At 35.8% G+C, this 21,892-nt stretch carries 20 protein-coding genes; 13 read left to right on the top strand and 7 right to left on the bottom strand.

From position 1 onward, the window contains the following. Positions 1-84: 84 nt before the first annotated feature. Both guaA and C8D70_RS10340 read left to right on the top strand, forming a co-directional pair. Positions 85-1,632 carry a glutamine-hydrolyzing GMP synthase gene (gene guaA / locus C8D70_RS10350; RefSeq protein WP_369073657.1) on the top strand — a complete coding sequence of 516 codons (1,548 nt, stop codon included), beginning with the start codon at positions 85-87 and terminating at the stop codon, positions 1,630-1,632. Between the two features lie 1,091 nt (positions 1,633-2,723). Next, on the top strand, positions 2,724-4,226 hold the full coding sequence (locus C8D70_RS10340) for a bifunctional GNAT family N-acetyltransferase/carbon-nitrogen hydrolase family protein (RefSeq protein ID WP_110367260.1): 1,503 nt from the start codon (positions 2,724-2,726) through the stop codon (positions 4,224-4,226). A 57-nt stretch (positions 4,227-4,283) separates the two neighbouring features. Here the strand turns inward: C8D70_RS10340 and C8D70_RS20805 are convergent, their stop codons facing one another. Next, a complete protein-coding gene (locus tag C8D70_RS20805) occupies positions 4,284-4,448 on the bottom strand; it encodes a hypothetical protein (RefSeq protein ID WP_168801959.1) in 165 nt (54 codons plus the stop codon). 212 nt (positions 4,449-4,660) lie between these two features. On the opposite strand from C8D70_RS20805, the gene C8D70_RS10335 reads away from it, so the two are divergent. The 3 genes from C8D70_RS10335 (at position 4,661) to C8D70_RS10325 (ending at position 8,415) form a co-directional block, all read left to right on the top strand. After that, positions 4,661-6,310, top strand: a complete 1,650-nt coding sequence (locus C8D70_RS10335) for an ABC1 kinase family protein (RefSeq protein WP_110367259.1) — start codon at positions 4,661-4,663, stop codon at positions 6,308-6,310. 88 nt (positions 6,311-6,398) lie between these two features. Further along, positions 6,399-6,908 (top strand): hypothetical protein, encoded by a 510-nt coding sequence (locus tag C8D70_RS10330; protein WP_110367258.1) that lies wholly within the window; start codon positions 6,399-6,401, stop codon positions 6,906-6,908. Positions 6,909-7,062: 154 nt separating this feature from the next. Then, positions 7,063-8,415: a DEAD/DEAH box helicase gene (locus tag C8D70_RS10325; RefSeq protein WP_076594266.1), complete on the top strand. Its 1,353-nt coding sequence runs from the start codon at positions 7,063-7,065 to the stop codon at positions 8,413-8,415. Between the two features lie 76 nt (positions 8,416-8,491). Here C8D70_RS10325 and C8D70_RS10320 read toward each other — a convergent pair whose 3' ends face one another. The 5 genes from C8D70_RS10320 to C8D70_RS10300 form a co-directional block, all read right to left on the bottom strand. Further along, positions 8,492-9,148, bottom strand: a complete 657-nt coding sequence (locus C8D70_RS10320) for a GDSL-type esterase/lipase family protein (protein WP_076594267.1) — start codon at positions 9,146-9,148, stop codon at positions 8,492-8,494. A gap of 66 nt (positions 9,149-9,214) precedes the next feature. Beyond that, the gene (locus C8D70_RS10315; RefSeq protein WP_110367257.1) at positions 9,215-9,676 is read right to left on the bottom strand and encodes a lipocalin family protein; all 462 of its coding nucleotides are present in this window, start codon (positions 9,674-9,676) and stop codon (positions 9,215-9,217) included. Positions 9,677-9,968: 292 nt separating this feature from the next. Beyond that, entirely contained in the window at positions 9,969-11,132 is a 1,164-nt protein-coding gene (locus C8D70_RS10310; RefSeq protein WP_110367256.1) for an iron-containing alcohol dehydrogenase, read from the bottom strand. 228 nt (positions 11,133-11,360) lie between these two features. Then, positions 11,361-11,966: a hypothetical protein gene (locus C8D70_RS10305; protein WP_110367255.1), complete on the bottom strand. Its 606-nt coding sequence runs from the start codon at positions 11,964-11,966 to the stop codon at positions 11,361-11,363. 37 nt (positions 11,967-12,003) lie between these two features. Then, positions 12,004-12,408, bottom strand: a complete 405-nt coding sequence (locus C8D70_RS10300) for a hypothetical protein (RefSeq protein WP_076594271.1) — start codon at positions 12,406-12,408, stop codon at positions 12,004-12,006. A 110-nt stretch (positions 12,409-12,518) separates the two neighbouring features. Here C8D70_RS10300 and C8D70_RS10295 point away from each other — a divergent pair, with 110 nt between their 5' ends. Continuing rightward, positions 12,519-15,053 carry a phosphoenolpyruvate carboxylase gene (locus C8D70_RS10295; RefSeq protein WP_110367254.1) on the top strand — a complete coding sequence of 845 codons (2,535 nt, stop codon included), beginning with the start codon at positions 12,519-12,521 and terminating at the stop codon, positions 15,051-15,053. 209 nt (positions 15,054-15,262) lie between these two features. Here the strand turns inward: C8D70_RS10295 and C8D70_RS10290 are convergent, their stop codons facing one another. Beyond that, positions 15,263-16,864 (bottom strand): S8/S53 family peptidase, encoded by a 1,602-nt coding sequence (locus C8D70_RS10290; protein ID WP_110367253.1) that lies wholly within the window; start codon positions 16,862-16,864, stop codon positions 15,263-15,265. Positions 16,865-16,953: 89 nt separating this feature from the next. On the opposite strand from C8D70_RS10290, the gene C8D70_RS10285 reads away from it, so the two are divergent. The 7 genes from C8D70_RS10285 (at position 16,954) to C8D70_RS10255 (ending at position 21,875) form a co-directional block, all read left to right on the top strand. After that, entirely contained in the window at positions 16,954-18,078 is a 1,125-nt protein-coding gene (locus tag C8D70_RS10285) for a DegT/DnrJ/EryC1/StrS family aminotransferase (RefSeq protein WP_110367252.1), read from the top strand. Then, complete coding sequence (locus C8D70_RS10280) at positions 18,079-18,597, top strand: hypothetical protein (RefSeq protein WP_110367251.1); 519 nt, start codon at positions 18,079-18,081, stop codon at positions 18,595-18,597. A gap of 9 nt (positions 18,598-18,606) precedes the next feature. Continuing rightward, positions 18,607-19,629 carry a UDP-glucose 4-epimerase GalE gene (galE, locus tag C8D70_RS10275; RefSeq protein ID WP_110367250.1) on the top strand — a complete coding sequence of 341 codons (1,023 nt, stop codon included), beginning with the start codon at positions 18,607-18,609 and terminating at the stop codon, positions 19,627-19,629. Between the two features lie 144 nt (positions 19,630-19,773). Continuing rightward, entirely contained in the window at positions 19,774-20,226 is a 453-nt protein-coding gene (locus C8D70_RS10270; RefSeq protein ID WP_076594277.1) for an adenylyltransferase/cytidyltransferase family protein, read from the top strand. A gap of 200 nt (positions 20,227-20,426) precedes the next feature. Further along, positions 20,427-20,702 (top strand): hypothetical protein, encoded by a 276-nt coding sequence (locus tag C8D70_RS10265; RefSeq protein WP_110367249.1) that lies wholly within the window; start codon positions 20,427-20,429, stop codon positions 20,700-20,702. A gap of 23 nt (positions 20,703-20,725) precedes the next feature. Continuing rightward, entirely contained in the window at positions 20,726-21,016 is a 291-nt protein-coding gene (locus tag C8D70_RS10260; RefSeq protein WP_110367248.1) for a hypothetical protein, read from the top strand. 79 nt (positions 21,017-21,095) lie between these two features. Further along, entirely contained in the window at positions 21,096-21,875 is a 780-nt protein-coding gene (locus C8D70_RS10255; protein ID WP_110367247.1) for a GLPGLI family protein, read from the top strand. Positions 21,876-21,892: the final 17 nt, after the last annotated feature.

The following is a 21,892-nucleotide window of genomic DNA, read 5'->3' as shown; positions in this document are numbered from 1 at the left end:
CTTTAAGCTACAGGCAGTATGCTTATTGCAGTATAAAAAGCTTATAGCCTGAAGCCTATTGCTTAAAGCTTATAATTAATCATCATTTATCAATTATCAAAAATGAACAACGGTATTATTATTTTAGATTTCGGATCCCAGTACAACCAGCTTATCGGAAGAAGAATCCGTGAGATGGGTGTATACTCTGAAATCTTGCCTTACAATACACCATTACAAGATATTTTAGCTAAACAGCCAAAAGGAATCATCCTTTCCGGTGGACCAAGTTCTGTAAATGCAGAAAATGCCCACCTGGTTGAAAAAGAATTATACGAGCAGGGAGTTCCTGTCTTGGGAATCTGCTACGGAATGCAGATGACGGCTCACCTTTTAGGAGGAAAAGTAAACAAAGGAGAGAAAGGAGAATACGGTAAAGCCAACTTAGAGATCGTTAAAGAAAGCTCTTTATTGAAAGGAGTTACTCAGAACTCTGTAGTTTGGATGAGCCACTTTGACGAAGTAGGAGAATTGCCTGCTGGTTTTGAATTAAATGCGAAATCAGGCGTAATTGCTTCTATCTCTAATGAAGACAAAAAAATCTTCTGCGTTCAGTTCCACCCGGAAGTTTCTCATACAGAAGAAGGAGGGAAAATGCTTGAAAATTTCGTTTTCAGCATCTGTAATGCAGAGAAAAACTGGAAACTGACCAACTATATTGAAAAAACAGTTGAGGAAATCCGTGAGAAAGTAGGAGACAATAAAGTAATCCTTGGTCTTTCAGGAGGTGTAGACTCTTCTGTAGCCGCTGTTTTGATCCACAAAGCAATCGGTGATCAGTTGACTTGTATCTTCGTAGATACGGGATTATTGAGAAAGGATGAAGGCAAAAAAGTAATGGATCAGTATGGAGAGCATTTCCATATGAACATTAAAATGGTAGATGCCAAAGAAAGATTCCTAACAAAATTAGCCGGAGTAGACGATCCTGAAGCAAAGAGAAAAATCATTGGAAACGAATTCATCCATGTTTTTGACGAAGAATCTCACAAAATTGAAGGTGCTAAATTCTTAGCTCAGGGAACCATTTATCCTGATGTTATCGAAAGCCAGTCTGTAAACGGACCATCTGCAGTAATCAAGTCTCACCACAACGTTGGAGGACTTCCTGAAGATATGGAATTTGAATTATTAGAGCCATTAAGAGAGCTTTTCAAGGATGAAGTAAGAAGAGTAGGAGAAGAATTGGGAATTCCTCACCATTTGGTATACAGACACCCTTTCCCAGGTCCTGGATTAGGAATCAGAGTATTGGGAGCTGTGGATGCTGAAAAAGTAAGAATCCTTCAGGAAGCTGATGATATCTTCATTGAAGAATTATACAAAAATGACCTTTACGAAAAAGTATCTCAGGCTTTCGTAGTCCTTCTTCCTGTAAAATCTGTAGGAGTAATGGGTGACGAAAGAACTTACGAATATACAGCGGTAGTTCGTTCTGCCAACACCATCGACTTTATGACAGCAACATGGAGCAGACTTCCTTATGAATTCCTGGATACTGTTTCAAGCAGAATCATCAACGAAGTAAGAGGAATCAACAGAGTAGCGTACGATATTTCAAGCAAACCGCCTGCAACGATTGAGTGGGAATAATTTTTGACTTGAATTTAGATATAATCCTGCCCGTTTTTGGGTGGGATTTTTTTGTTAAAACTGTTTTAATGAAAAAACGATCACAATAATATTGATAACAATTAACAAGTAATATACCAGTTTAAAGAGTATATGCTTATGGAAAATAACGTAATTTATTAACATTGTAATCATTAAGTAAAAGTAAATGAAACTTTTTACTTCCTGAGGTTTTATTTCAGATGCTGAAAACAAGTTTAAATTATGTGAAAGATTGATCATTGAGTCTGAATAAAAAATTCTTAAAATAAAAATAATGGTGATACTGATGAGTAAAGTTACTGCGTATGGTTTCATCAGCTAATAAAAATTTAATATAATCATTACTCTCCGATAAAAAGTTATAAATACATTGAGAATATCAATATTTACAGCATGAATTAACAGGCCGCTCCTCCGGAGCTATAATTTTAAAACAAATATGTCCTATTAACAGTTTTAGCTCCCAGTGGAGCTGGATTTGATCCCGTCGGGATCTGCTGTTAGTAGAAAAAAAGAAGTTCCCATAAAAATAAAGCTCCGGAGGAGCGACCTGTTAATTACGCTTTAATTTTAATCGGACGAGAATCATTTTTAATTGACATTGTAAAATAAAAATCTTCAGCAGAAAAAAAAATCAAATTTTCCATAAATTCAAAATAAACATTGTAAATGTCAGGATTTACAGATAGATATGGATTAGAGAGAGTATCAACACTAATGTATTCTATATCATGAAATGAATGAAGAATATTTTTTACTTGTAAAGCATATTGACTTTCGATAAAAATCAGAGGATTAATTCAAACAGATATATCCGATGGTTTTATTTTCAAGGCACAGAATAGTAATTTTTTTTCTGTATCCATTTCTATATCAGCATTATAATGGATTATAAGTACCTCGATTACAGAGCTGAAATCAGAATGTTTCCAGTAATTATTTGAATAAAGTGCTGCTTGTAAAGTTTCGGTGATATCCACTGTTAAATTTTGTGTAAAATAGTTGGGGAAGTACTTTGTATAATAATGTAAGTAAATTATTTTCCCTAAATTTAAGTAAAATTACATCAAATGCAAATAGAAACAAGAAACCTGACGCTTCAGGATTATGATGAACTGGCGGAAACGATGAAAAGGGCCTACCCGCAAATGTCGGAGTCCATTTGGTCCAAAAAAAGTATTGATAAGCTTACAAAAATGTTCCCTAATGGGCAGATATGTATTACTGTCGATGGAAAGTTGGCTGCTGTGGCACTTTCTATCATCGTCAATTATGAAGAATTCGGGGATGACCATACTTACAGTGATATTACGGGAAATTATACATTTAATACCCATACTTCCACGGGAAATGTTCTTTATGGAATTGAAGTTTTCGTAGATCCTGAGTTTCGGGAGTTGCGCTTGGGAAGAAGGCTTTATGATGCCCGAAAAGAACTTTGTGAACACTTAAATCTGAAATCCATTGTTCTGGGCGGCAGAATCCCGAATTATCACAAATACAGCCATGAATTTTCTCCAAGAGAATATATCCGGAAAGTAAGAGATAAAGAGATTTATGATCCGGTATTGTCTTTCCAGCTTTCCAATAATTTTCTTCCGATAAGAATCCTGAAAAAATATCTTCCGGAAGATGAAGCATCCAGAGAAAATGCAGTTCTTTTACAATGGAACAACATCTATTACAGCAGAAAACCGAATACCATGCAGGACAGCATTATCCGTCTCGGATTGGTGCAATGGCAGATGAGGCACTTCAGAGATATTCAAGCCTTTTATGAACAGGTGGAATTTTTTGTGAATGTAATGGGAGATTATAAATCCGATTTTGTCCTGTTTCCGGAACTTTTCAATACACCTTTATTAGCTCCTTTCAACAATCTTTCTGAAAGAGACAGTATGATAGAATTGGCTAAGCTTACGGAACAGATTAAAAAGAAAATTTCAGAACTGGCCATAAGCTATAACGTGAATATTATTTCCGGAAGTATGCCTGTTTTTGATAATAATGATTTGTATAATGTCAGTTATCTTTTGCACCGTGACGGGCGTATAGACGAATACCGGAAAATTCACATTACTCCGAATGAAAAGAGATATTATGGAATGAAAGGAGGAAATGAAATTAAAGTATTTGATACCGACTGCGGAAAAATAGGTCTCGTGATCTGCTACGACGTAGAATTTCCGGAATTACCGAGGATTTTAGCCGACCAGGGCATGAAAGTACTGTTTGTTCCTTATCTGACAGACACTCAGAATGCTTATATGAGAGTACGCCACTGTGCTGCAGCAAGAGCCATTGAAAATGAATGCTACGTAGCCATTGCCGGATGTGTAGGAAACCTTCCGAAGGTCAATAATATGGACATTCAGTTCGGACAGGCAGCCGTATTTACCCCTTCCGACTTTGCCTTCCCATCCAATGCTGTAAAAGGAGAAGCAACTCCCAATACAGAAATGACATTGATTGTGGATGTAGATCTGAACCTGTTGAAAGATCTCCATCACAACGGTTCTGTTCAGGTGATGAAAGACCGCAGAAAAGATCTTTATGAGACTTATCTTAAATAACAAAACAGAATGCGAAAGCATTCTGTTTTTATTTTACCTAAAATTTTTTTGAGCAGCTTACATATACTCAGGACATACTACAGCAGGGCAGATCAATTTTGGACATCTTGGCCTTCCATCTTTAGGGCAGCATTCGTTGGAGCAGTTTCCGATAATGATCCCGCTTCCTGCAATCCCTTTTAATTGCGCTCTTGAAAGTTTGTTGTTACGTAAATTTTTCATGTGCTAATACTTTTGATTTGTTTTAATTTTGTACGCTGTAAATATATTAATTTTTATAATATATGATGCTCTTTTGTTGTTATTGATGTATTTTATTCTTTAAAATATTGATTATGTGTTATTATTTTTAATTTATTCATCGGTTTTGTAGTCATAATTCTTTTCATAAAGGAACAATTTTTGGAGTAAATTGCACCTACTATTGATACACTATGTTTGACAAGCCTCAAAGAAAACTGAAAAGATCCGCAAGACTGATTTCCGTACTAAGTAAATATGGATTCAAAGATATTCTTGCAAGAATGAATGGAAATAAACAGGAAGAATCTTCCTCCGGTAATTCAGATGAAATCATTTCAAAAGGAACCGTTTACGAAAGAATAAGACTGGCTCTTGAAGAGCTGGGACCTACGTTTGTAAAATTGGGTCAGACATTCAGTAACAGAGAAGACCTATTACCGCCGGAATTGATTCAGGAGCTGCAGAGGCTTCAGGACAAAGTGGAAACAGTAGAGATGGATGTAGAGGAAGCACTGGAAAATGAATTTAATATTTCTGTGAAAGATTATTTCCGAGAAATCCAAAAAAAACCTTTGGCTACTGCTTCCATTGCGCAGGTTTATAAGGCTGTTCTGCTGGATGGCAGTCCTGTGATTTTAAAATTGAGAAAGCCTAATGTACAGTCAGTCATTGAAGATGACTTACTTTTGATTAAAGATATTGAAAAGCTGATATCTGCCTACTCGGAAATAGGAGAAAAGCTGAATCTGAAACAGGCTATTTCTACCTTTGAAAGGTCTTTGCTGGAAGAAGTTTCCCTGATCAACGAAAAGAACAATATCCTGCAGTTCCGTGTGAATTTTAAGAACAATAAAGAAACTTATGTTCCTAAAGTATACGAAGAGTTTTCCAACAACAATATTCTCTGTATGGAATTTATTGATGGGATCAAAGTAACCGATACATCTGCCCTGGTGGAAAATGATATCGATCCTGTAAAGGTTTCAGAAACAGGATTAAGACTTTTTGTATCACAGATTTTAGACTATGGATTTTTTCATGCTGATCCTCATGCCGGAAATATTTTAGTGAGAAAAGACGGTAAAATTGTTTTCATTGATTTTGGAGCAATTGGGAAAATTCTGCCTAATGATAAAGAAATTCTTGAAAATCTTATCATAAGCTTCGTCGCCAAAAACTCTCATAAAATAGTCCGTTCTCTCAAAAAAATGGCCATAAGCTATGAAATACCTGATGAAAGGCGTTTTGAAAATGATGTGGAAGAAATTCTGAATTTTGTTCACAGTTCATCATTACAGGATATCAATGTACAGCTAATCATCAACAAGATGAAGGATATTCTAAAAGATAACAGGCTCTATATGCCGGATTATTTTTATCTTTTATTCAAAGGAATCAGCCTGATAGAAGGGGTGGGAAGGAGTATTAATCCAGATCTTGATATTGTTAAAAGTCTTCATCCTTACACCAAAAAGATTTTCACCAGGAAAATAAGTCCTAAGAACCTGTTAAAGACAGGGATGGACAGGATGATGAATTTCACGGATAATGTAGATGAAATACCCAAAGAACTTCGTTCCGTTCTTCAAAAACTGGATGATAATAAATTCACCGTTTCCAGCGAAATCAAAAATATAGAGAAGACCAACCAGCTCATCAAATCCAGTGTGGTGAATCTTATACTAGCCATGGTTTTAGGGGCAAATATCATAGCCACTGCTATCGTTTTTTCTTCGGAATCAGGACCCAGAATAGGGGAACTTTCGGTAGTAGCAGTTTTAGGCTTTATCTTTTCAATCCTTTTGGTCGTAATCATCCTGCTGAGGGTAACCAGAAAATAAACGTAATTTAAAAACCAATTATCCACCCAAAAATCCCTTCTCTTACTCAACACTCTGTTAGACCTGCAACCCGTAATTTCAGCCAACAATGAAAACGCTTATTATACCAGTAATCGCCTTATTCAGTTCTTATAGTTTCGCTCAGCAAACAAATGAAGAGAAACTTCAGGGAGATTTTGATGGCAGCGGAACAAAAGAATACGCTTACACAAAAGTCAGCGAATGTGGTGAGGAATGTGAAGGAAAGTGTGAAACCACCATTTATTTCAGTGATAAAAACATAAAGCCTATAAAGATCATACCCGCAAACCAGGGAAGTCTGTATAATCTGGGAGATCTTAATGGCGATGGGAAAGATGAGATTGGCTTTTATCCGAATTGGTGTACCAGCTGCTGGCATCCGTTTTATGTGTATACTTTGGATAAAACTGACTGGAAGCCATTATTGCCTCCTATCTCAACCCATTGTAATCAGTGGGAAGAAGAGCAATTTCCTATCAGAAAAGATCCGAAAAAGAAAGGGTATGTTATCGTTACTTCCAGCAAATGGATAGATGATGATATTAAAATAATCAGTGAAAGTGTAAAGGTAAATTAGCATGTTAACTTCTTGCTGGTGGTTCTTTGTTGCTGAAAATATCAATGCATTTGGCAGCGATTTTCTATATTCAGATAGCTACTCCCTAAAACCTGCTGTCTAATATCTGCCACCTCTAATTTTCAACTTCTAATTAAATACCTATCTTTGCAAAATGGAAAAACTCACTTTTGCGGATTTTGACCTTCCGGTTAAAATTCTCGATGTTTTAGCGGATCTGGAATTATTTGAACCTACTCCAATTCAGGAGAAGAGCTTAAAGCCTATACTTTCGGGAAGAGATGTAATGGGAATTGCGCAGACAGGAACCGGGAAAACATTAGCTTATCTTTTACCCGTTCTGAAAACCTGGAAATACAGCAAGACAGGAAACCCAACTGTTTTGGTGCTTGTTCCTACAAGAGAACTGGTGGTGCAGGTAACAGAAATTCTTGAAAAACTGACAGAAAATATCACTGCAAGAGTAATCGGAATATACGGAGGAAAGAATATCAATACCCAAAAACTATTGTTCAACGATGGCTGCGATATTCTGGTAGGAACACCGGGAAGAGTAATGGATCTTTCTATAGACAACGCTATTTCTCTGAAAGAAGTTCAGAAGCTGATCATTGATGAGTTTGATGAGATGCTTAACCTGGGTTTCAGACCACAGCTTACTCACATTTTTGAAATGATGAAAGAGAAGAGACAGAATATTCTTTTCTCTGCAACCATGACGGAAGCGGTAGATGAAATGCTGGATGTGTATTTTGCCAGTCCAATTGAAATTTCGTTGGCTAAATCCGGAACGCCACTGGAGAAAATAGAGCAGATTGGTTACAAAGTTGAAAACTTTAATACTAAAATCAATTTACTTGAACATTTACTGAAGACTAATACTGATATGTCCAAAGTATTGATTTTTAATAATAATAAGAGACATGCCGATTTGCTCTTTACTAAAATTGATGAGCTTTTCCCTGAACAGTTTGATGTGATCCACTCGAATAAATCACAAAACTACAGACTAAAAGCAATGAAAAGGTTTGAAAATGAAGAGATCAGAGGTTTGATTACGACGGATGTAATGGCAAGAGGTCTTGATATTTCAAATATTACTCATGTAATCAATTTTGAAACGCCCGATATTCCGGAACAATATATCCACAGAATCGGTAGAACGGGTAGAGCAGATAAAGAAGGAACAGCTTTGGTTTTTGTAACGAAAAAAGAAGAACCTTTACTTCTGGATATTGAGCTTTTGATGGATAAGGCATTGAAATTTAATGAATTTCCTGAGGAAGTTAAGATCAATCCTAAAAAGATCGCCGCTGAAGAAGAGCAGATCGTTATGAAAAATCCTGCACAGGTAAAACTGAATGATGGCGGTGGAGCATTCCATGAGAAAAAGGCTAAAAATACCAAAGAAAACTGGGGTGGACCTTCCAAAAGAAAAGCACCTAAGAAATTTGGAGCCAACAGGGCTCAGCAGAAAGCAAAATCTAAATCGAAAAGAAAGAAATAAAATAAAAACGATTCCTGATACGGGAATCGTTTTTTATTTTAAAGCAAGTCCTCATCCTGAAAATCCAGCTTATTTTTTATTTCAGATAAGGAGTGATCACCTTAGCCCAGATGTTATATCCTTCCGGCTTAAAGTGAAGCATATCTTCCACAAAAATATCTTTTCTTACGTTTCCGTCAGCATCTTCCATTGCTTTTGTAACATCAATGAATTCAGCATTGGGTTCTTTTTTCATAAAGGCAGCGATCTTTTTGTTGGCTATTTTTATTTGAGGCCAGATCACTTCTCTGCTTGGCGAATATTTGATCGAGATATAATCTATTTCAATATCAGGAAATCTCTCACGTATTTTTCTGTAAAAGCTTTTGAATCGGTTAACGACCACTTTGGCTTTTAGCTGGTGATTATCTGCAAAATCATTTTCGCCACAGTAAATAATGATCTGTTTGGGCTGATAAGGAGCTAAAAGGTCATTCGCAAAATCATTAAGATCCGTAAGTCTTGATCCTCCAAACCCTCTGTTGATAATAGTTTTACCCGGGAAATAATCTGCTACATCCGTCCATTTTGTGAATGATGAGCTTCCCAGAAAAAGGATAGCATCCTTTTGAGGCGGATTTTGCTGGTCAAGCTTTTTAAACTCCTGGATGTCTTGCCAGAACATGGGTTTTTTCTCCTGAGAAAAGGCAATAGCAAAGTACAGCAATAGAAATGCTGATAGAATCTTCTTCATTATATTCAGTTTTAAATTTAACTATAAAAGTAATAAAAAAACTCCCGATTAGCGGGAGTTTATAATTTATCTTTCGTAGGTAATATAAGGAATGTCGGGAATTTTATCTCCGTCCATATCAAATAGTCCTGATTGCTGAGCCATTTTTAAATTTTTGCTTGTCAATACATCTATTCTGTAATTTACCGTACCTTCATCACTAAGTTTAATTCCAATAACTTTTGAGTCAGCATCATAAGTGTATCTTCCCTCACTTTTCTGATCCATTTGACAGTCTGCACCTGTTCCTGTATACGCTGTATAGCTCACATAATAATCTGTTCTGAAGAAAAGAGTATTTTTGGTTGCACATCCGGTGTTTGGATACATTTGAAGCACTGTTTTATTATCTTTTCCGGAAATAATTTCTCTTTTAACTTCCTTCCAGTCTCCCTTCATGATCTCCATATCGTAAGCTTCAAGATTGTCATCTTTACAAGAAGTAAGCGCCAGGGCAGAAAAGGCAAATAAAAGTAGCTGTTTTTTCATTTTCACAAATTTAAGAATATGCTAAAATATAAATAAATTTGAAATATCTGTAATGAAATAACGGATTTTTAAACAAATGTTTGTAAATTAAATAATTTTGAGAATGAAATCAGTATTTTCAAGCAGATAAGTTGCTTTAAAAAATAAAAAATTGATTTAAAGACAAAAGATATTGTCCCTCTATCTAACATCAAAAGAAGCGGACAAAAGCCCGCTTCCTATACAATTAAAAGCCACTCCGGCTTCAGTCAGAATGTAAAATACTAAACCTTAAACCTTAAACTTTAAATTCCTAGTAGCTCATTTCTACAATCTTATACGCGTCCTGCGGAGTCAGTTTTTTATATTCTCCAAGGCCAAGCCAGTTTCTATCCGTAAAAGCTTTTTCAACTTTTTCAGCAGTTCCTTTAAAGTCCTCCGTATATTCGGAAAGTCTGGTTTTGATGTGAAGACTGTGGAAGAATTCTTCCAGTTTTTTAATTCCCAGTTCAGCTTTCTCTTCTACAGTTCCTTCTTTGATTCCCCAGACTCTTTCAGCGTACTGAGCCAGTTTTCCTTTTTTATCTTCGAAATTATAACGGTAATGGGATGGAGCAATAATTGCCAGGGTTCTTGCATGATCAATACCGAAATATGCTGTCAGCTCGTGGCCCATCGCATGTACTGCCCAGTCTGTAATCACTCCTTTCTGGATCAGTCCGTTCAAAGCCATTGTACAGCACCACATAAAGTTTCCGGCAGCATCGTAGTTGAAATCATCAGCCAGTACTTTAGGAGCGGTTTCCTGTAGACTGATCAGAATGCTTTCAGCAATTCTTTCCTGAAGGTCAGCAGAAGAAGGAGCCGTCATATATTGCTCTAAAACGTGAGTATAGGCGTCCGTAATTCCGTTCACGATTTGATTTTTCGGAATAGATCTGATCACTTCCGGATCCAGTACAGAAAACTGCGGGAAAAGCCCGGGTCCTCCTGAAGATAATTTCTCATTGGTTTCTCTTCTGGAAATAACGTAACCTGAATTCATTTCCGAACCTGTTGCAGGCAGTGTTAAAATACTTCCGAAAGGCATTCCCTGTCCTTCAAATGTTCTTACCGACTTTCTCAGGATCTCCCACGGTTCACCATCATAATTGGCTGCTGCAGAAAGAAATTTTGTGCCGTCAATTACAGATCCGCCCCCTACAGCAAGAAGGTAAGTGATGTTTTTTTCTTTCATAAAGCTTAGGGCATTGATCAGAATTTCATATTCAGGATTGGCAGGAACTCCACCAAATTCATATAAATCATGGTCTTTCAACGCCTCTTTTACCTGATCGTAAACACCATTGTTTTTGATGCTTCCACCGCCGTAAATCATTAATATTCTCGCGTCTTTGGGGATTTCTTTGGAGATTTTAGCGATTTCGCCTTTTCCAAAAAGTATTTTTGTAGGATTTTTAAACTCGAAATTAAGCATTATTCTAAATTTATTTTAAGTCAAATTTACGGAATGAAAAAAGAAAAGTGAGTTAATAAAATTTTAAAATTGCTATCATTCAGTTTTATGAAAGCTATTGAGGCAAGCAGCCCTTTTGTTTTTAGATGATAACTTTTCAAATCCAAAATAGATGAGTTCTAAGAATAAAGTATCTTCCCTTAATTCCCTTTATCAGCCTAAAAAGCTTACTATTTTCCAAAAAAGCGGTTACAGAGAAGTACAGTTTTCATCTTTCGCATATACTCCATTCCTTTTCGCTTCCAGCTTTCCGGTTCTTCTGTTGATTCTAACTAAAAAAGATTCTTTCACAGACGGACAGCCCTTAGACTGCATAAGATACATAGAAACATGATGGTTGTCTATTTTATAAGCTCCGGTAAAACGGTTGCTTGTATCTACCGAATAACCATACGTTTTGGCCAGTAAAATCGCTTCAGGAAGATTATCAACAGTTCCTATAAAATCTCTCAGCTGCTGTTCACTGGAAAAATAAACAGACTTTTCATTTTTACACGCAAGAATGTATGAAAAACAATTGTTCCCGATGCATTTCTGGAAAAAACCTCTTTCAGGAACAGGTTCATTGATCGTCATAAAATCAGGAGCCTGGCTTTCATAGATAACTGCTTTTTCATAATCCATATCATTGCTGAGAACGCGCCAGTAAGCATAATCTTTATCAGGAACTATGAAAGGATAGAGGTATTCTGCGGTATCAAGGATATCAGGAATTTTTTTATAATCATCGGGAACCTTGATCTGGCTGTAAAGCAGATTAGAGAGAATCAGGGAAAATGCGATGATTACTTTCATAGAGAATGTGTTGTCTGTACAAATTTAAGAAAGAGAATTATTCCAATACAATTTTATAATATCCTTTTTCAGCAGTTACATCAATATCTATACCTGTAAACGTTAATTTATTGATTTGATAGCCATCACACCCTCCGTTAAATTCCGATGATTGGATAGAAAAATCCAGGTCTTTAATATTAGAAAAGAATTTATACTTTTTTGTTCCATTATAGGCACCTACGTTTTCTAAAAGGATTCTATTATCGGATGTTTTGGATAATTGCACACTGGCATTATTTTCATCCTGAATAGAATAAGTTGTTAATGTTCCATTGGTGATAAGATTTTCATTATTGGAATTGACGAACTCAAAAATGATGGGTAATGGTGCATTGTAACAATCTTTTTCACAAGAGATGAATAGAAGGGTAATGAGTAAGAAAGTCAATATTTTTTTCATGGATTACAGATGATGTATAGAGTAAATTTACTATTATTTTTTTGCATTTTGCCCTCAATTTTTGTCATTTGTCAATTAAATTAATTTCAAAATCGCTTACATTTGTTACTATGATACATGACCAACGCGCAGAAAAATTCAGGCAGATTGTGGAAAATAAGTTCCAGATCTACAATTCATTATTTATGAGCCTGCCTTATGATAAAATGACGAACATCGGAATGCTCCTTCCGTTTCTCTATGAAGAAAGCAGAACCGGCTATGAAGCAGGAAAAACTCCTGAAAATATCGTCGAAGAATTTTTTAAAAACCATACCGATCTTCAGAACGAAGAGCAGAAACTTGAACTGCTTTTCAAGATCATCCAGTATATAGAAAGACAGGTTGTTTTGTTCGATAGTATTGAGGATGCTGCATTTCCCAACCTTCATTCTGAAAGTGATAACGGTACGGTAACCAATCTCTTTGAACGTTCTTTTCAGGATCATAAAATTGAAAAAGTACGCGAGAAATTGAAAGATTTCAGCGTTAAGGTTGTATTTACTGCGCATCCTACTCAGTTTTATCCAAGTTCGGTACAGAGAATTATTCAGGATTTGAGAGGGGCTATTACCCATGATTCGGTGACTCAGATTGATACGCTTCTGCAGCAGCTGGGGAAAACTCCTTTTGTCAACAAAGAAAAACCGACTCCAATAGATGAGGCGCTGAGTATTATTTCTTATCTGAGATATGTATATTATGATACCATTGGCGAACTGTTTACGAAGATCAAAAAGACTTTCGGGAACGGTCATTTTCACCTTCATGAAGATATTATCCAGCTTGGTTTCTGGCCGGGAGGTGACAGAGACGGAAATCCTTTTGTAACAGCAGAGGTAACGAAAAGAGTAGCGGAAGAACTTCGTTCTGCTATTCTGAAATCATACTACAGCCACTTAAAATTTATCAGAAGAAGATTGAGTTTCAGAGGCGTTTCCGAAGTGTTAACCCAATTAAGCGAAGAGCTGTATGCTGCCATTTTTGATGGAAAAGACATTAAAGCAGAAGATATTTTAAAGAAAGCAGCCGAAGCAGAAAAAATACTGATCAACGAACATAACTCTTTGTTTTTAGATCTTTTGATTAATTTCAGAGACCGTGTGATGATCTTCGGTACTCACTTTGCAACCTTGGATATCCGTCAGGACAGCAGAATTCACCAGAAAGTTATTGATGAGGTGTATGCAAAAGTATATGGAAATGAAGAGGCTGATTACGAGAAGAAATTCAATAAGCTGATTCAGATTTCTGAAAAAATAAATGCAGATGATTTCGAAGACATTGTAAAAGATACTTTGTTAACGGTTTCTCAGGTTTCAGAAATTCAGGATCTGAATGGATTACGAGGCATGAACCGCTATATTATTTCCAATTCTGATGCCGTAAAAGACGTGATGAACGTATATGCCTTCTTTAAAATCTGCGGTTATAAAGATGAAGAGATCAATATGGATATTGTTCCGCTTTTTGAAACCATGGAAGGGCTTGCCAATGCAGAAAATGTAATGAATGAGCTGTATCATAATCCAGTCTACAAAAAGCATCTTGAGAAAAGAGGAAACCAGCAGACGATTATGCTTGGATTCTCAGATGGAACCAAAGACGGAGGATATTTAAAAGCCAACTGGGAAATCTATAAAGCCAAAGAAGTACTCACAAAACTTTCGGAACAGAATAATATTAAAGTTGTTTTCTTTGATGGCAGGGGAGGCCCGCCGGCAAGAGGAGGTGGAAAAACCCACGATTTCTATGCTTCCCAGGGAAAAACGATTGCCAATAATAAGATTGAATTAACCATTCAGGGGCAGACGATTACCAGTATTTTCGGAAACAAGGAGCAGGCAAAATACAACTTTGAACAGCTTCTGACAGCAGGTGTTGAAAATGATGTATTTAAAAATTCAAAAAAAGAACTTACAGAAAAGGAAAGAGCTTTGATTATAGAGCTTGCAGATATCAGCTATAAAAAATATTCGGATCTGAAAGCGCATCCCATGTTTGTGCCTTACCTTCAGGAAATGAGTACGCTTGAATATTACGGAAAAACGAATATCGGAAGCCGCCCTTCAAAAAGAGGAAACGGAAGCGAGCTTAAATTTGAAGATCTGAGAGCCATCCCGTTTGTAGGCTCATGGTCACAATTAAAACAGAATGTCCCGGGATTTTTCGGTTTTGGATATGCGATGCAAAAGATGAAAGAGCAGGGCAGATTTGAAGAGGTAAGAGAACTGTACAAAGGTTCGGATTTCTTTAAAACTTTAGTTTTGAACTCCATGATGAGTATGAACAAGTCTTACTTCCCATTGACTTATTATATTAAAAATAACCCGAAATTTGGAGCATTCTGGAATATTCTTTTCGATGAATACGAGCTTTCCAGAGATATTATGTTGGAGCTGACAGGATTTAAAATGCTTCAGGAAGAAGATCCTTTATCCAGAAAATCTGTGAAGATCCGTGAGAAGATTGTGCTTCCGCTGTTAAGTATCCAGCAGTATGCTTTGATGAAAATTCAGAAAGGAGAAGGGAACAAAGAAGCTTACGAAAAGCTGGTGACGCGTTCATTATTCGGAAATATTAATGCCAGTAGGAATTCTGCATAAGTTATTACGAAAGTAATAGGATATCAATAGGAATGGGTTATAATCCTGAGCGTAGTCGAAGGATGCCCATTCTTTTTTTATTAACCAATCCTCCGGCTTCAGCCAAAACATAGGATATGCAGTTTGAGAAAAAATAGTTTTCACACATTCAACAGATCAAATAGAATATAGAATCTGTTCAATCTGTTGGATGTGCAGGAGACAAATAATTATTCCTTTAAGAATTTTTCGTAGAAAACCTTATCCTTCGTCTGAATTTTCAGATAATAAGTCCCTTTGGGGAAATCTTCCACTTTTATTGATTTTTGATTACTACTTTTTCTGATTAATCTTCCCAGATTATCATATATTTCCAGGGACTGAACTTCTTGTTCTGATGCTACATTAAGAATGTTTTTTGCAGGATTCGGAAAGATAGAATACGTTTCTTTTTTTACAATTTCAGATGTATTCAGAACAAGATTGTATAAGCTTCCGAAATTAAGGATTCCAAATCCCATCTGATCGGAATGTGCAGGGTAAAGTGATGCCGTCTGTCTCAGCTTTGTTCTCATCTGTTCCCTGTTCATCGCTGGAAACGCCTGGATAAGACATGCAACACCGCCGGCAGCAATAGGAGTCGCAATTGAAGTTCCATTCACAATTAAGGTAGCATTATCATAAACGGTTGTCGTACCGGTTCCCTGAGTACTTCCGTCCGGCTTTACCACTCCGAGAGCATTAGGCCCGAAAGAAGAAAACCCTGAAGCATTTCCGGCAGAATCTACAGATCCGATAGAAAATACTTTAGCATTATCAGCGGGTGTCATAAGGTAATGCCACGGCTGTTGTCCCGAGTTACCGGCAGCGGCAAGAACAAAAATACCTTTTTCAGCAGCAATGCCTGCTCCGCGGGCAATAAAGGAGGTATTGCCATCCATATTGGCATACGTATAATTGTAACGGCTTTCGTCAAAAATATTGTAACCCAATGATGAAGTAATGATTTCAACTCCTTTTCTGTCTGCTTCCTCAGCCGCCTCAATCCAGTATAGCTCTTCTTCGGGAATCTCTACGGTAGCATTTTCACTGCGGTAAAGGTAAAAATCAGCATCAGGTGCAGCTCCTGCAAAAACGTCTTGAAGATATCCGCCAATAACACCTAACACAACGGAACCATGAGTACTGAGAGCCGTATTATAAATATCTGCGGTTTTGGTAACAAAATCATAAGAAGCTTTGATATGATTATTCGTCCATAATCTTGTAAAGGCAGCTCCTGTATTCACAGTTGGGAATCCTGCATCAATTACCGCTATGGAAACTCCTGTTCCCGTATAACCTGCCAGATGAAGCGGCCGGATATTCACCTGGTCTATTTGTCCTGCCCCTGATCCATAATTGAAGTTGGTAAGTGTTTTATTGATACTGGCATCGTCTTTCCATTTTCCTGATGATGTTTTCACGGTAGTAGAAGTGTTTCTGGCAAAACTTTCAACAGAGGAAACATAAGATTGGGCCTGTAATAACGTTTTTTGCGCCGGAGTGGCATTTACAGCTGCTCCATTAAGCCATTTTGAGTAATCCTTAACAACAAATCCCAAATTTTGAAGATTCTGAAGGTAAGACTGTTCAATAGGAGCATCCTGATCATTAAGCGGTATTCCCAGCATTGTACGTCTGTTGAGTGATTTCTGGCTGAGCTCTGACAGCGGATTGGCATAAAAAGCAGCTTTATTAGGCTTATCCGTAAAGTAAACAAAAACAAGCTCCGTTTGTGCAGAAACGGTTAGGTAACCTGTTAGGAAACAAAAGAGTAAAAGTTTTTTCATAAAATTTATTTGTATAAAGATAAAAACAAAATCAATAAAATTTTTGATAGGATTTTAAATTCCTTATTTTTACAGAAATATTTTAGTATATGAAAAAAATTCAGATGGTTGATTTGCAAAGTCAGTATTACAAAATAAAGAATGATGTAGACAATGCAGTTTTGAATGTAATGGATTCTGCGGCATTTATTAACGGTCCTGAAGTAAAGTCTTTCCAGAATGAATTGGAGTCTTATCTAGACGTAAAACATGTGATTCCGTGTGCCAATGGTACAGATGCATTACAGATTGCCCTGATGGGGTTGGATCTGAAAGAAGGAGACGAAATTATCACGGCTGATTTTACTTTTGCTGCAACAGTGGAGGTAATTCATCTGCTTAAATTAAAGTCTGTACTGGTAGATGTAGATTATGATACATTCACAATTTCTACTGAACAGATTAAAAAAGCAATTACGCCCAGAACAAAAGCGATTATTCCGGTACATATTTTCGGACAGTGTGCCAATATGGAAGAAATTTTAAAAATTGCTGAAGAGCACAATTTATATGTTATTGAAGATAATGCCCAGGCAATCGGTTCAGAATATACATTTTCCGATGGAACGGTAAAACAGGCAGGAACAATGTCTACTGTGGGAACCACTTCTTTCTTCCCTTCAAAAAACCTGGGATGCTACGGAGACGGAGGGGCTATTTTTACCAATAATGATGAATTAGCTCACCGTTTAAGAGGAATTGTAAACCACGGAATGTACGAGAGATATTACCATGATGAGGTGGGGGTAAACTCACGTTTGGACAGTATTCAGGCAGCGGTTTTAAGAAAGAAACTTCCTCATTTGGATTCTTATAACGAAGCAAGAAGAAGAGCTGCAGATTTTTATGATGAAGCATTTGGAGGAAATCCAAACATCCTGACTCCCAAAAGAGCCGAGAACTCTACTCATGTATTCCACCAGTATACATTAAGAATTCTGAATGGAAAACGTAATGAGCTTCAGAAGTTTTTATCGGAAAAAGATATTCCTGCAATGATTTACTATCCTGTGGCGTTGAGAAAACAAAAAGCATACTTCCAGGAAAGTGATGCTGCAGATTTTGTGAATACTGATAAGCTTTTGGATCAGGTAATTTCTTTACCGATGCATACAGAATTAGACGAAGAGCAGCTGAAATATATTACGGATGCAGTCCTTGAGTTTATGAAATAAATGAATAAGGCTTTTTTTTCATTAGCATTTATTATCAGCGAGCTTATTTTTGCTCAAAGTGGAAATAGGTTTGCTATTAATGATCTGTTAATTAAGTTTCCTAAAGAGGTTGAACTTCGCAATCTGAATAAGGTTTCCGGACAATATCTTTTTGTGGATAAAGAAAAAAATAATATTCAGGTTTCAGTAAGAAATGCATCTAAAATGGATTTTTATAATCCTGAACTGAATAAAGCACAGCTTTTGGAGGCTTTTTACAAATGGGATTTTGATTACTGGAAAAGCAATTCTGTGGGAGCTGAAGTTAAGGAAATTTCTAAAGATCCAGATAAACATGAGATTCTTTGGGAAGTGACTGTTAAGGAAGGAAAAACAATATTTTTATTCGGGATAATAGAAAACAAACTTATTTCTGTTTCAATAAACAATAATAATATTTCGGACGAGGAAAATATAAATTTTGTAACGAAAGTTTATAGACAAATCTCAAGGTATAATGATAAGAAACACAAAGATTAAAAAATAAAAATGGCAATACTTGTTACCGGCGGCCTTGGATATATTGGTTCTCACACTGTTGTAGAACTTCTTAATAACGGCTTTGAAGTGGTTATTATAGACGATTTATCCAATACGGAAAGGTTTATTTTAAAAAACATTGAGGAAATTACTGGTAAGAAACCTGTTTTTTATCCTTTCGATTTAAGAAGAAAAGAACTTCTTACTCAGGTTTTTGATGCGCACCACATTGATGGTTGTATCAATTTTGCTGCCTCTAAAGCGGTAGGAGAAAGCCAGATCATTCCTGTAGACTATTATGAGAATAATTTGTTTTCTTTGATTAATATTCTTCAGGAATTTAAAACAAGAAAGATCTCCAATTTTATTTTCAGCTCATCGTGTACCGTGTACGGACAGGCAGATGTAATGCCGATAGATGAAAATACTCCGTTGAAAACGCCTGAAAGTGTATACGGGAAAACAAAACAAATGGGAGAACAGATCCTGATTGATTTTGCAAAAGCCTATCACAGTAAAATATCGCTATTAAGGTATTTTAATCCAATCGGGGCACATCCATCCGGAAAGCTGGGAGAATTGCCTATAGGAATTCCTAATAATTTAGTACCTTATGTGATGCAAACAGCATCAGGAATAAGAGAAAAATTAAATATTTGGGGAGATGATTACCCTACAGAGGACGGAACTGCCGTTCGTGATTATATCTATGTTGTTGACCTTGCAAAAGCACACGTTGCAGCACTAAAGAAACTCATTGATGATCCTTCATCGGATGCTGTGATAGATATCTACAATCTGGGAACAGGAAAGGGTTCATCTGTACTGGAAGTGGTAAAAGCATTTGAAAAAGCCAATAATGTAGAAGTGCCTTATCAGATATGTGCCAGAAGAGAGGGAGATATTACTATTGCGTATGCTAATCCAGATAAAGCCGGAAAAGAGCTCCACTGGAAGTCTGAAACCTCGCTTGAAGAAGCTCTAAGAACAGTTTGGGAATGGCAGAAATATCTGAAAACCAGAAATTCATAGACTTAAGTGTTGAGAAATACTGACGTCACATGAAATAATAATTTAAACGATCATAAAACAAATTACAAACATCTTCCTTGAAAATTAAGTGTTTTATCTTTTTAAGAAACATGTATTTCAGCGAAGCTTTAATTTAACATTAATATGAAGACACAGAGAATAGGTATTACATTTTCGTCATTTGACTTATTGCATGCAGGTCACATCAAAATGCTTGAAGAAGCTAAAACCGTGTGTGACTATTTAATTGTTGGACTTCAAATCGATCCGTCTCACGATCGTCCAAACAAAAATAAGCCAAGCCAGACTATTGTTGAAAGATATATTCAACTGAAAGCAGTGAATGCTGTGGATGAGATTATTCCTTATTACACAGAAGAAGACCTTTTGGATATTCTTAAATCATTTGTGATTGATGTAAGAATTATTGGAGATGATTATATGGACAGAGACTTTACAGGTAAAAAATACTGTGAGGAAAAAGGAATTGAGATCTTTTACAACAAAAGAGACCATCGGTTTTCCACCAGTGACCTGAGAAGGAGAATCTACGAAGCTGAAAAAGAAAAAGATGCCAAAGCAGAACCTGTAAAATAGAAAAAAATAAAATCTTTATTCAATGTAATGAAGATTTTTTTTATTCATATTGGTCTTTTAAAACGCTGAAAATCAGAATTAAATACTATTAGATTGTTAGTGCGTGATACTTAACATAATAAAAAAAAAGGTATTTTACTTTTTTATTTGATAATTTTTTACTCTTTTTGAGCGTTAATTAATTAAAAACTAAAAAAACCATGAAAAAAACAATTTTAACCATGTTATGTATGACATTGGGGACAGGTTTAGCTTTTGCAGGTACTAATCAACCAGCCAAAAAAGTAAAAAAAACAAATAAAAAAGCTACTTGTACTGTAAGTTGTAGCGTTACCGTTAGCAATAGCAACGGATCAAGTATAACTTACACTATGTCAGCAGGAAATCTTTTCACTAGTTGTGGAGCAGCCCAACAGAAATGTAGCACGAAAATGAAAGCTACTTTTGGTATGGAACCAACTGGATATGAACTTTAATTAAAATCTAATATTGTACATATATGAAAAAGATTATTTTAGCTACTATGATTATGATTACTGGATTAGCTAGCGCTAAAAATACTCCTAAAGAACCGGCTTCATCTCCTAAAAAGATTACAAATTCAATTTCGGCAAAAGAAAAAGCTTCTCTTTGTACTGTATCATGTTCTACATCTGTTCAGATAGGAATGAATACTCTTACTATAACATCTTCTGCCGGAAGTATTTTTACAAGCTGCGAAACTGCTTCTCAGAATTGCACAAAAAAATTAATGAGAAAGGTTTTGGATCTTTCAATGGCTACTGAATAAAAATTAATAAGCCAATTTTTGGTATGTAACATAACAAGTTGTTTTTATTTCAAAACAACTTGTTTTTAATTTAAAAGGAATGAACAAAAATAAATTATTTATTTTGGTATTTGTACTTTGCTTTAGTATACTTAGTTCTCAGACATTTACAGGAATATATATATTCAAAATTAATTCAAAAGTGCCTACCCAGACATATAATAGTATTCTTAGCTCCCAAAATAAAACCTGGTTTGTAGAAACAAAGCAAGAGTTGTTAATTGATACTTCAGAAACGAAAAAAACATCTAGTGAGAGTGGATTAACTGTGGAACATATTTCTGATGATTATAAAAATATTATAATGCCTTCTCCTCCAGAATATTATAAAGATTCACAAACGGATAATATGCTTTCCCGAAATTTTTATTTAACAAAAGCATGTTATATTAAAGAAAATCTGGATCAGTTTACATGGAAGATATCAGATGAGATAGTAATTTATAATGGGAAAAAATATAACGAGGCAACAACAGAATTTCGGGGAAAAACCTGGATTGTTTATTTTGATCCTAAAGTTTCATTCAATATTGCTCCATGGAAGTTTTATGGATTGCCTGGTGTAGTAGTATATGCAAAAACTACGGATAATTTATATACTTTTGAACTAAAGGAATATAAAATAGTAGAGAAAAATACATCTATTAATAACCCATTTGAAAAAGAAAAATTAATAACTTGGGATCAGTATAAAGAAAATTATAAAGAATATCTGAAGAGGTTGATAAAAAAATGGAGTGCAGACAGTGAAGATGGGAATGGAGGATCTATTAAAATGGATAATACAATAGAAGATTTAGGTTTTACTGAAATAAAATAAAATTGTATGATTATACA

Origin of the sequence: Chryseobacterium sp. CBTAP 102, assembly GCF_003201365.1 — a bacterium.
GTDB classification, from domain to species: Bacteria; Bacteroidota; Bacteroidia; order Flavobacteriales; family Weeksellaceae; genus Chryseobacterium; species Chryseobacterium candidae.
The sequence above is the reverse complement of the archived record's forward strand: the minus strand, read 5'-3'. Positions and strand labels throughout refer to the sequence as shown.

Bases quoted from the DNA above. Each gene is read 5' to 3' on its own strand.
- C8D70_RS10295 (WP_110367254.1), top strand. From the start codon at position 12,519: ATGATACATGACCAACGCGCAGAAAAATTCAGGCAGATTGTGGAAAAT.
- C8D70_RS10310 (WP_110367256.1), bottom strand. From the start codon at position 11,132: ATGCTTAATTTCGAGTTTAAAAATCCTACAAAAATACTTTTTGGAAAA.
- C8D70_RS10305 (WP_110367255.1), bottom strand. From the start codon at position 11,966: ATGAAAGTAATCATCGCATTTTCCCTGATTCTCTCTAATCTGCTTTAC.
- C8D70_RS10280 (WP_110367251.1), top strand. From the start codon at position 18,079: ATGAATAAGGCTTTTTTTTCATTAGCATTTATTATCAGCGAGCTTATT.
- galE (WP_110367250.1), top strand. From the start codon at position 18,607: ATGGCAATACTTGTTACCGGCGGCCTTGGATATATTGGTTCTCACACT.
- C8D70_RS10260 (WP_110367248.1), top strand. From the start codon at position 20,726: ATGAAAAAGATTATTTTAGCTACTATGATTATGATTACTGGATTAGCT.
- C8D70_RS10255 (WP_110367247.1), top strand. From the start codon at position 21,096: ATGAACAAAAATAAATTATTTATTTTGGTATTTGTACTTTGCTTTAGT.
- C8D70_RS10285 (WP_110367252.1), top strand. From the start codon at position 16,954: ATGAAAAAAATTCAGATGGTTGATTTGCAAAGTCAGTATTACAAAATA.
- C8D70_RS10320 (WP_076594267.1), bottom strand. From the start codon at position 9,148: ATGAAGAAGATTCTATCAGCATTTCTATTGCTGTACTTTGCTATTGCC.
- C8D70_RS20805 (WP_168801959.1), bottom strand. From the start codon at position 4,448: ATGAAAAATTTACGTAACAACAAACTTTCAAGAGCGCAATTAAAAGGG.
- C8D70_RS10315 (WP_110367257.1), bottom strand. From the start codon at position 9,676: ATGAAAAAACAGCTACTTTTATTTGCCTTTTCTGCCCTGGCGCTTACT.
- C8D70_RS10335 (WP_110367259.1), top strand. From the start codon at position 4,661: ATGTTTGACAAGCCTCAAAGAAAACTGAAAAGATCCGCAAGACTGATT.
- C8D70_RS10270 (WP_076594277.1), top strand. From the start codon at position 19,774: ATGAAGACACAGAGAATAGGTATTACATTTTCGTCATTTGACTTATTG.
- C8D70_RS10290 (WP_110367253.1), bottom strand. From the start codon at position 16,864: ATGAAAAAACTTTTACTCTTTTGTTTCCTAACAGGTTACCTAACCGTT.
- C8D70_RS10330 (WP_110367258.1), top strand. From the start codon at position 6,399: ATGAAAACGCTTATTATACCAGTAATCGCCTTATTCAGTTCTTATAGT.
- C8D70_RS10300 (WP_076594271.1), bottom strand. From the start codon at position 12,408: ATGAAAAAAATATTGACTTTCTTACTCATTACCCTTCTATTCATCTCT.
- C8D70_RS10325 (WP_076594266.1), top strand. From the start codon at position 7,063: ATGGAAAAACTCACTTTTGCGGATTTTGACCTTCCGGTTAAAATTCTC.
- C8D70_RS10265 (WP_110367249.1), top strand. From the start codon at position 20,427: ATGAAAAAAACAATTTTAACCATGTTATGTATGACATTGGGGACAGGT.
- C8D70_RS10340 (WP_110367260.1), top strand. From the start codon at position 2,724: ATGCAAATAGAAACAAGAAACCTGACGCTTCAGGATTATGATGAACTG.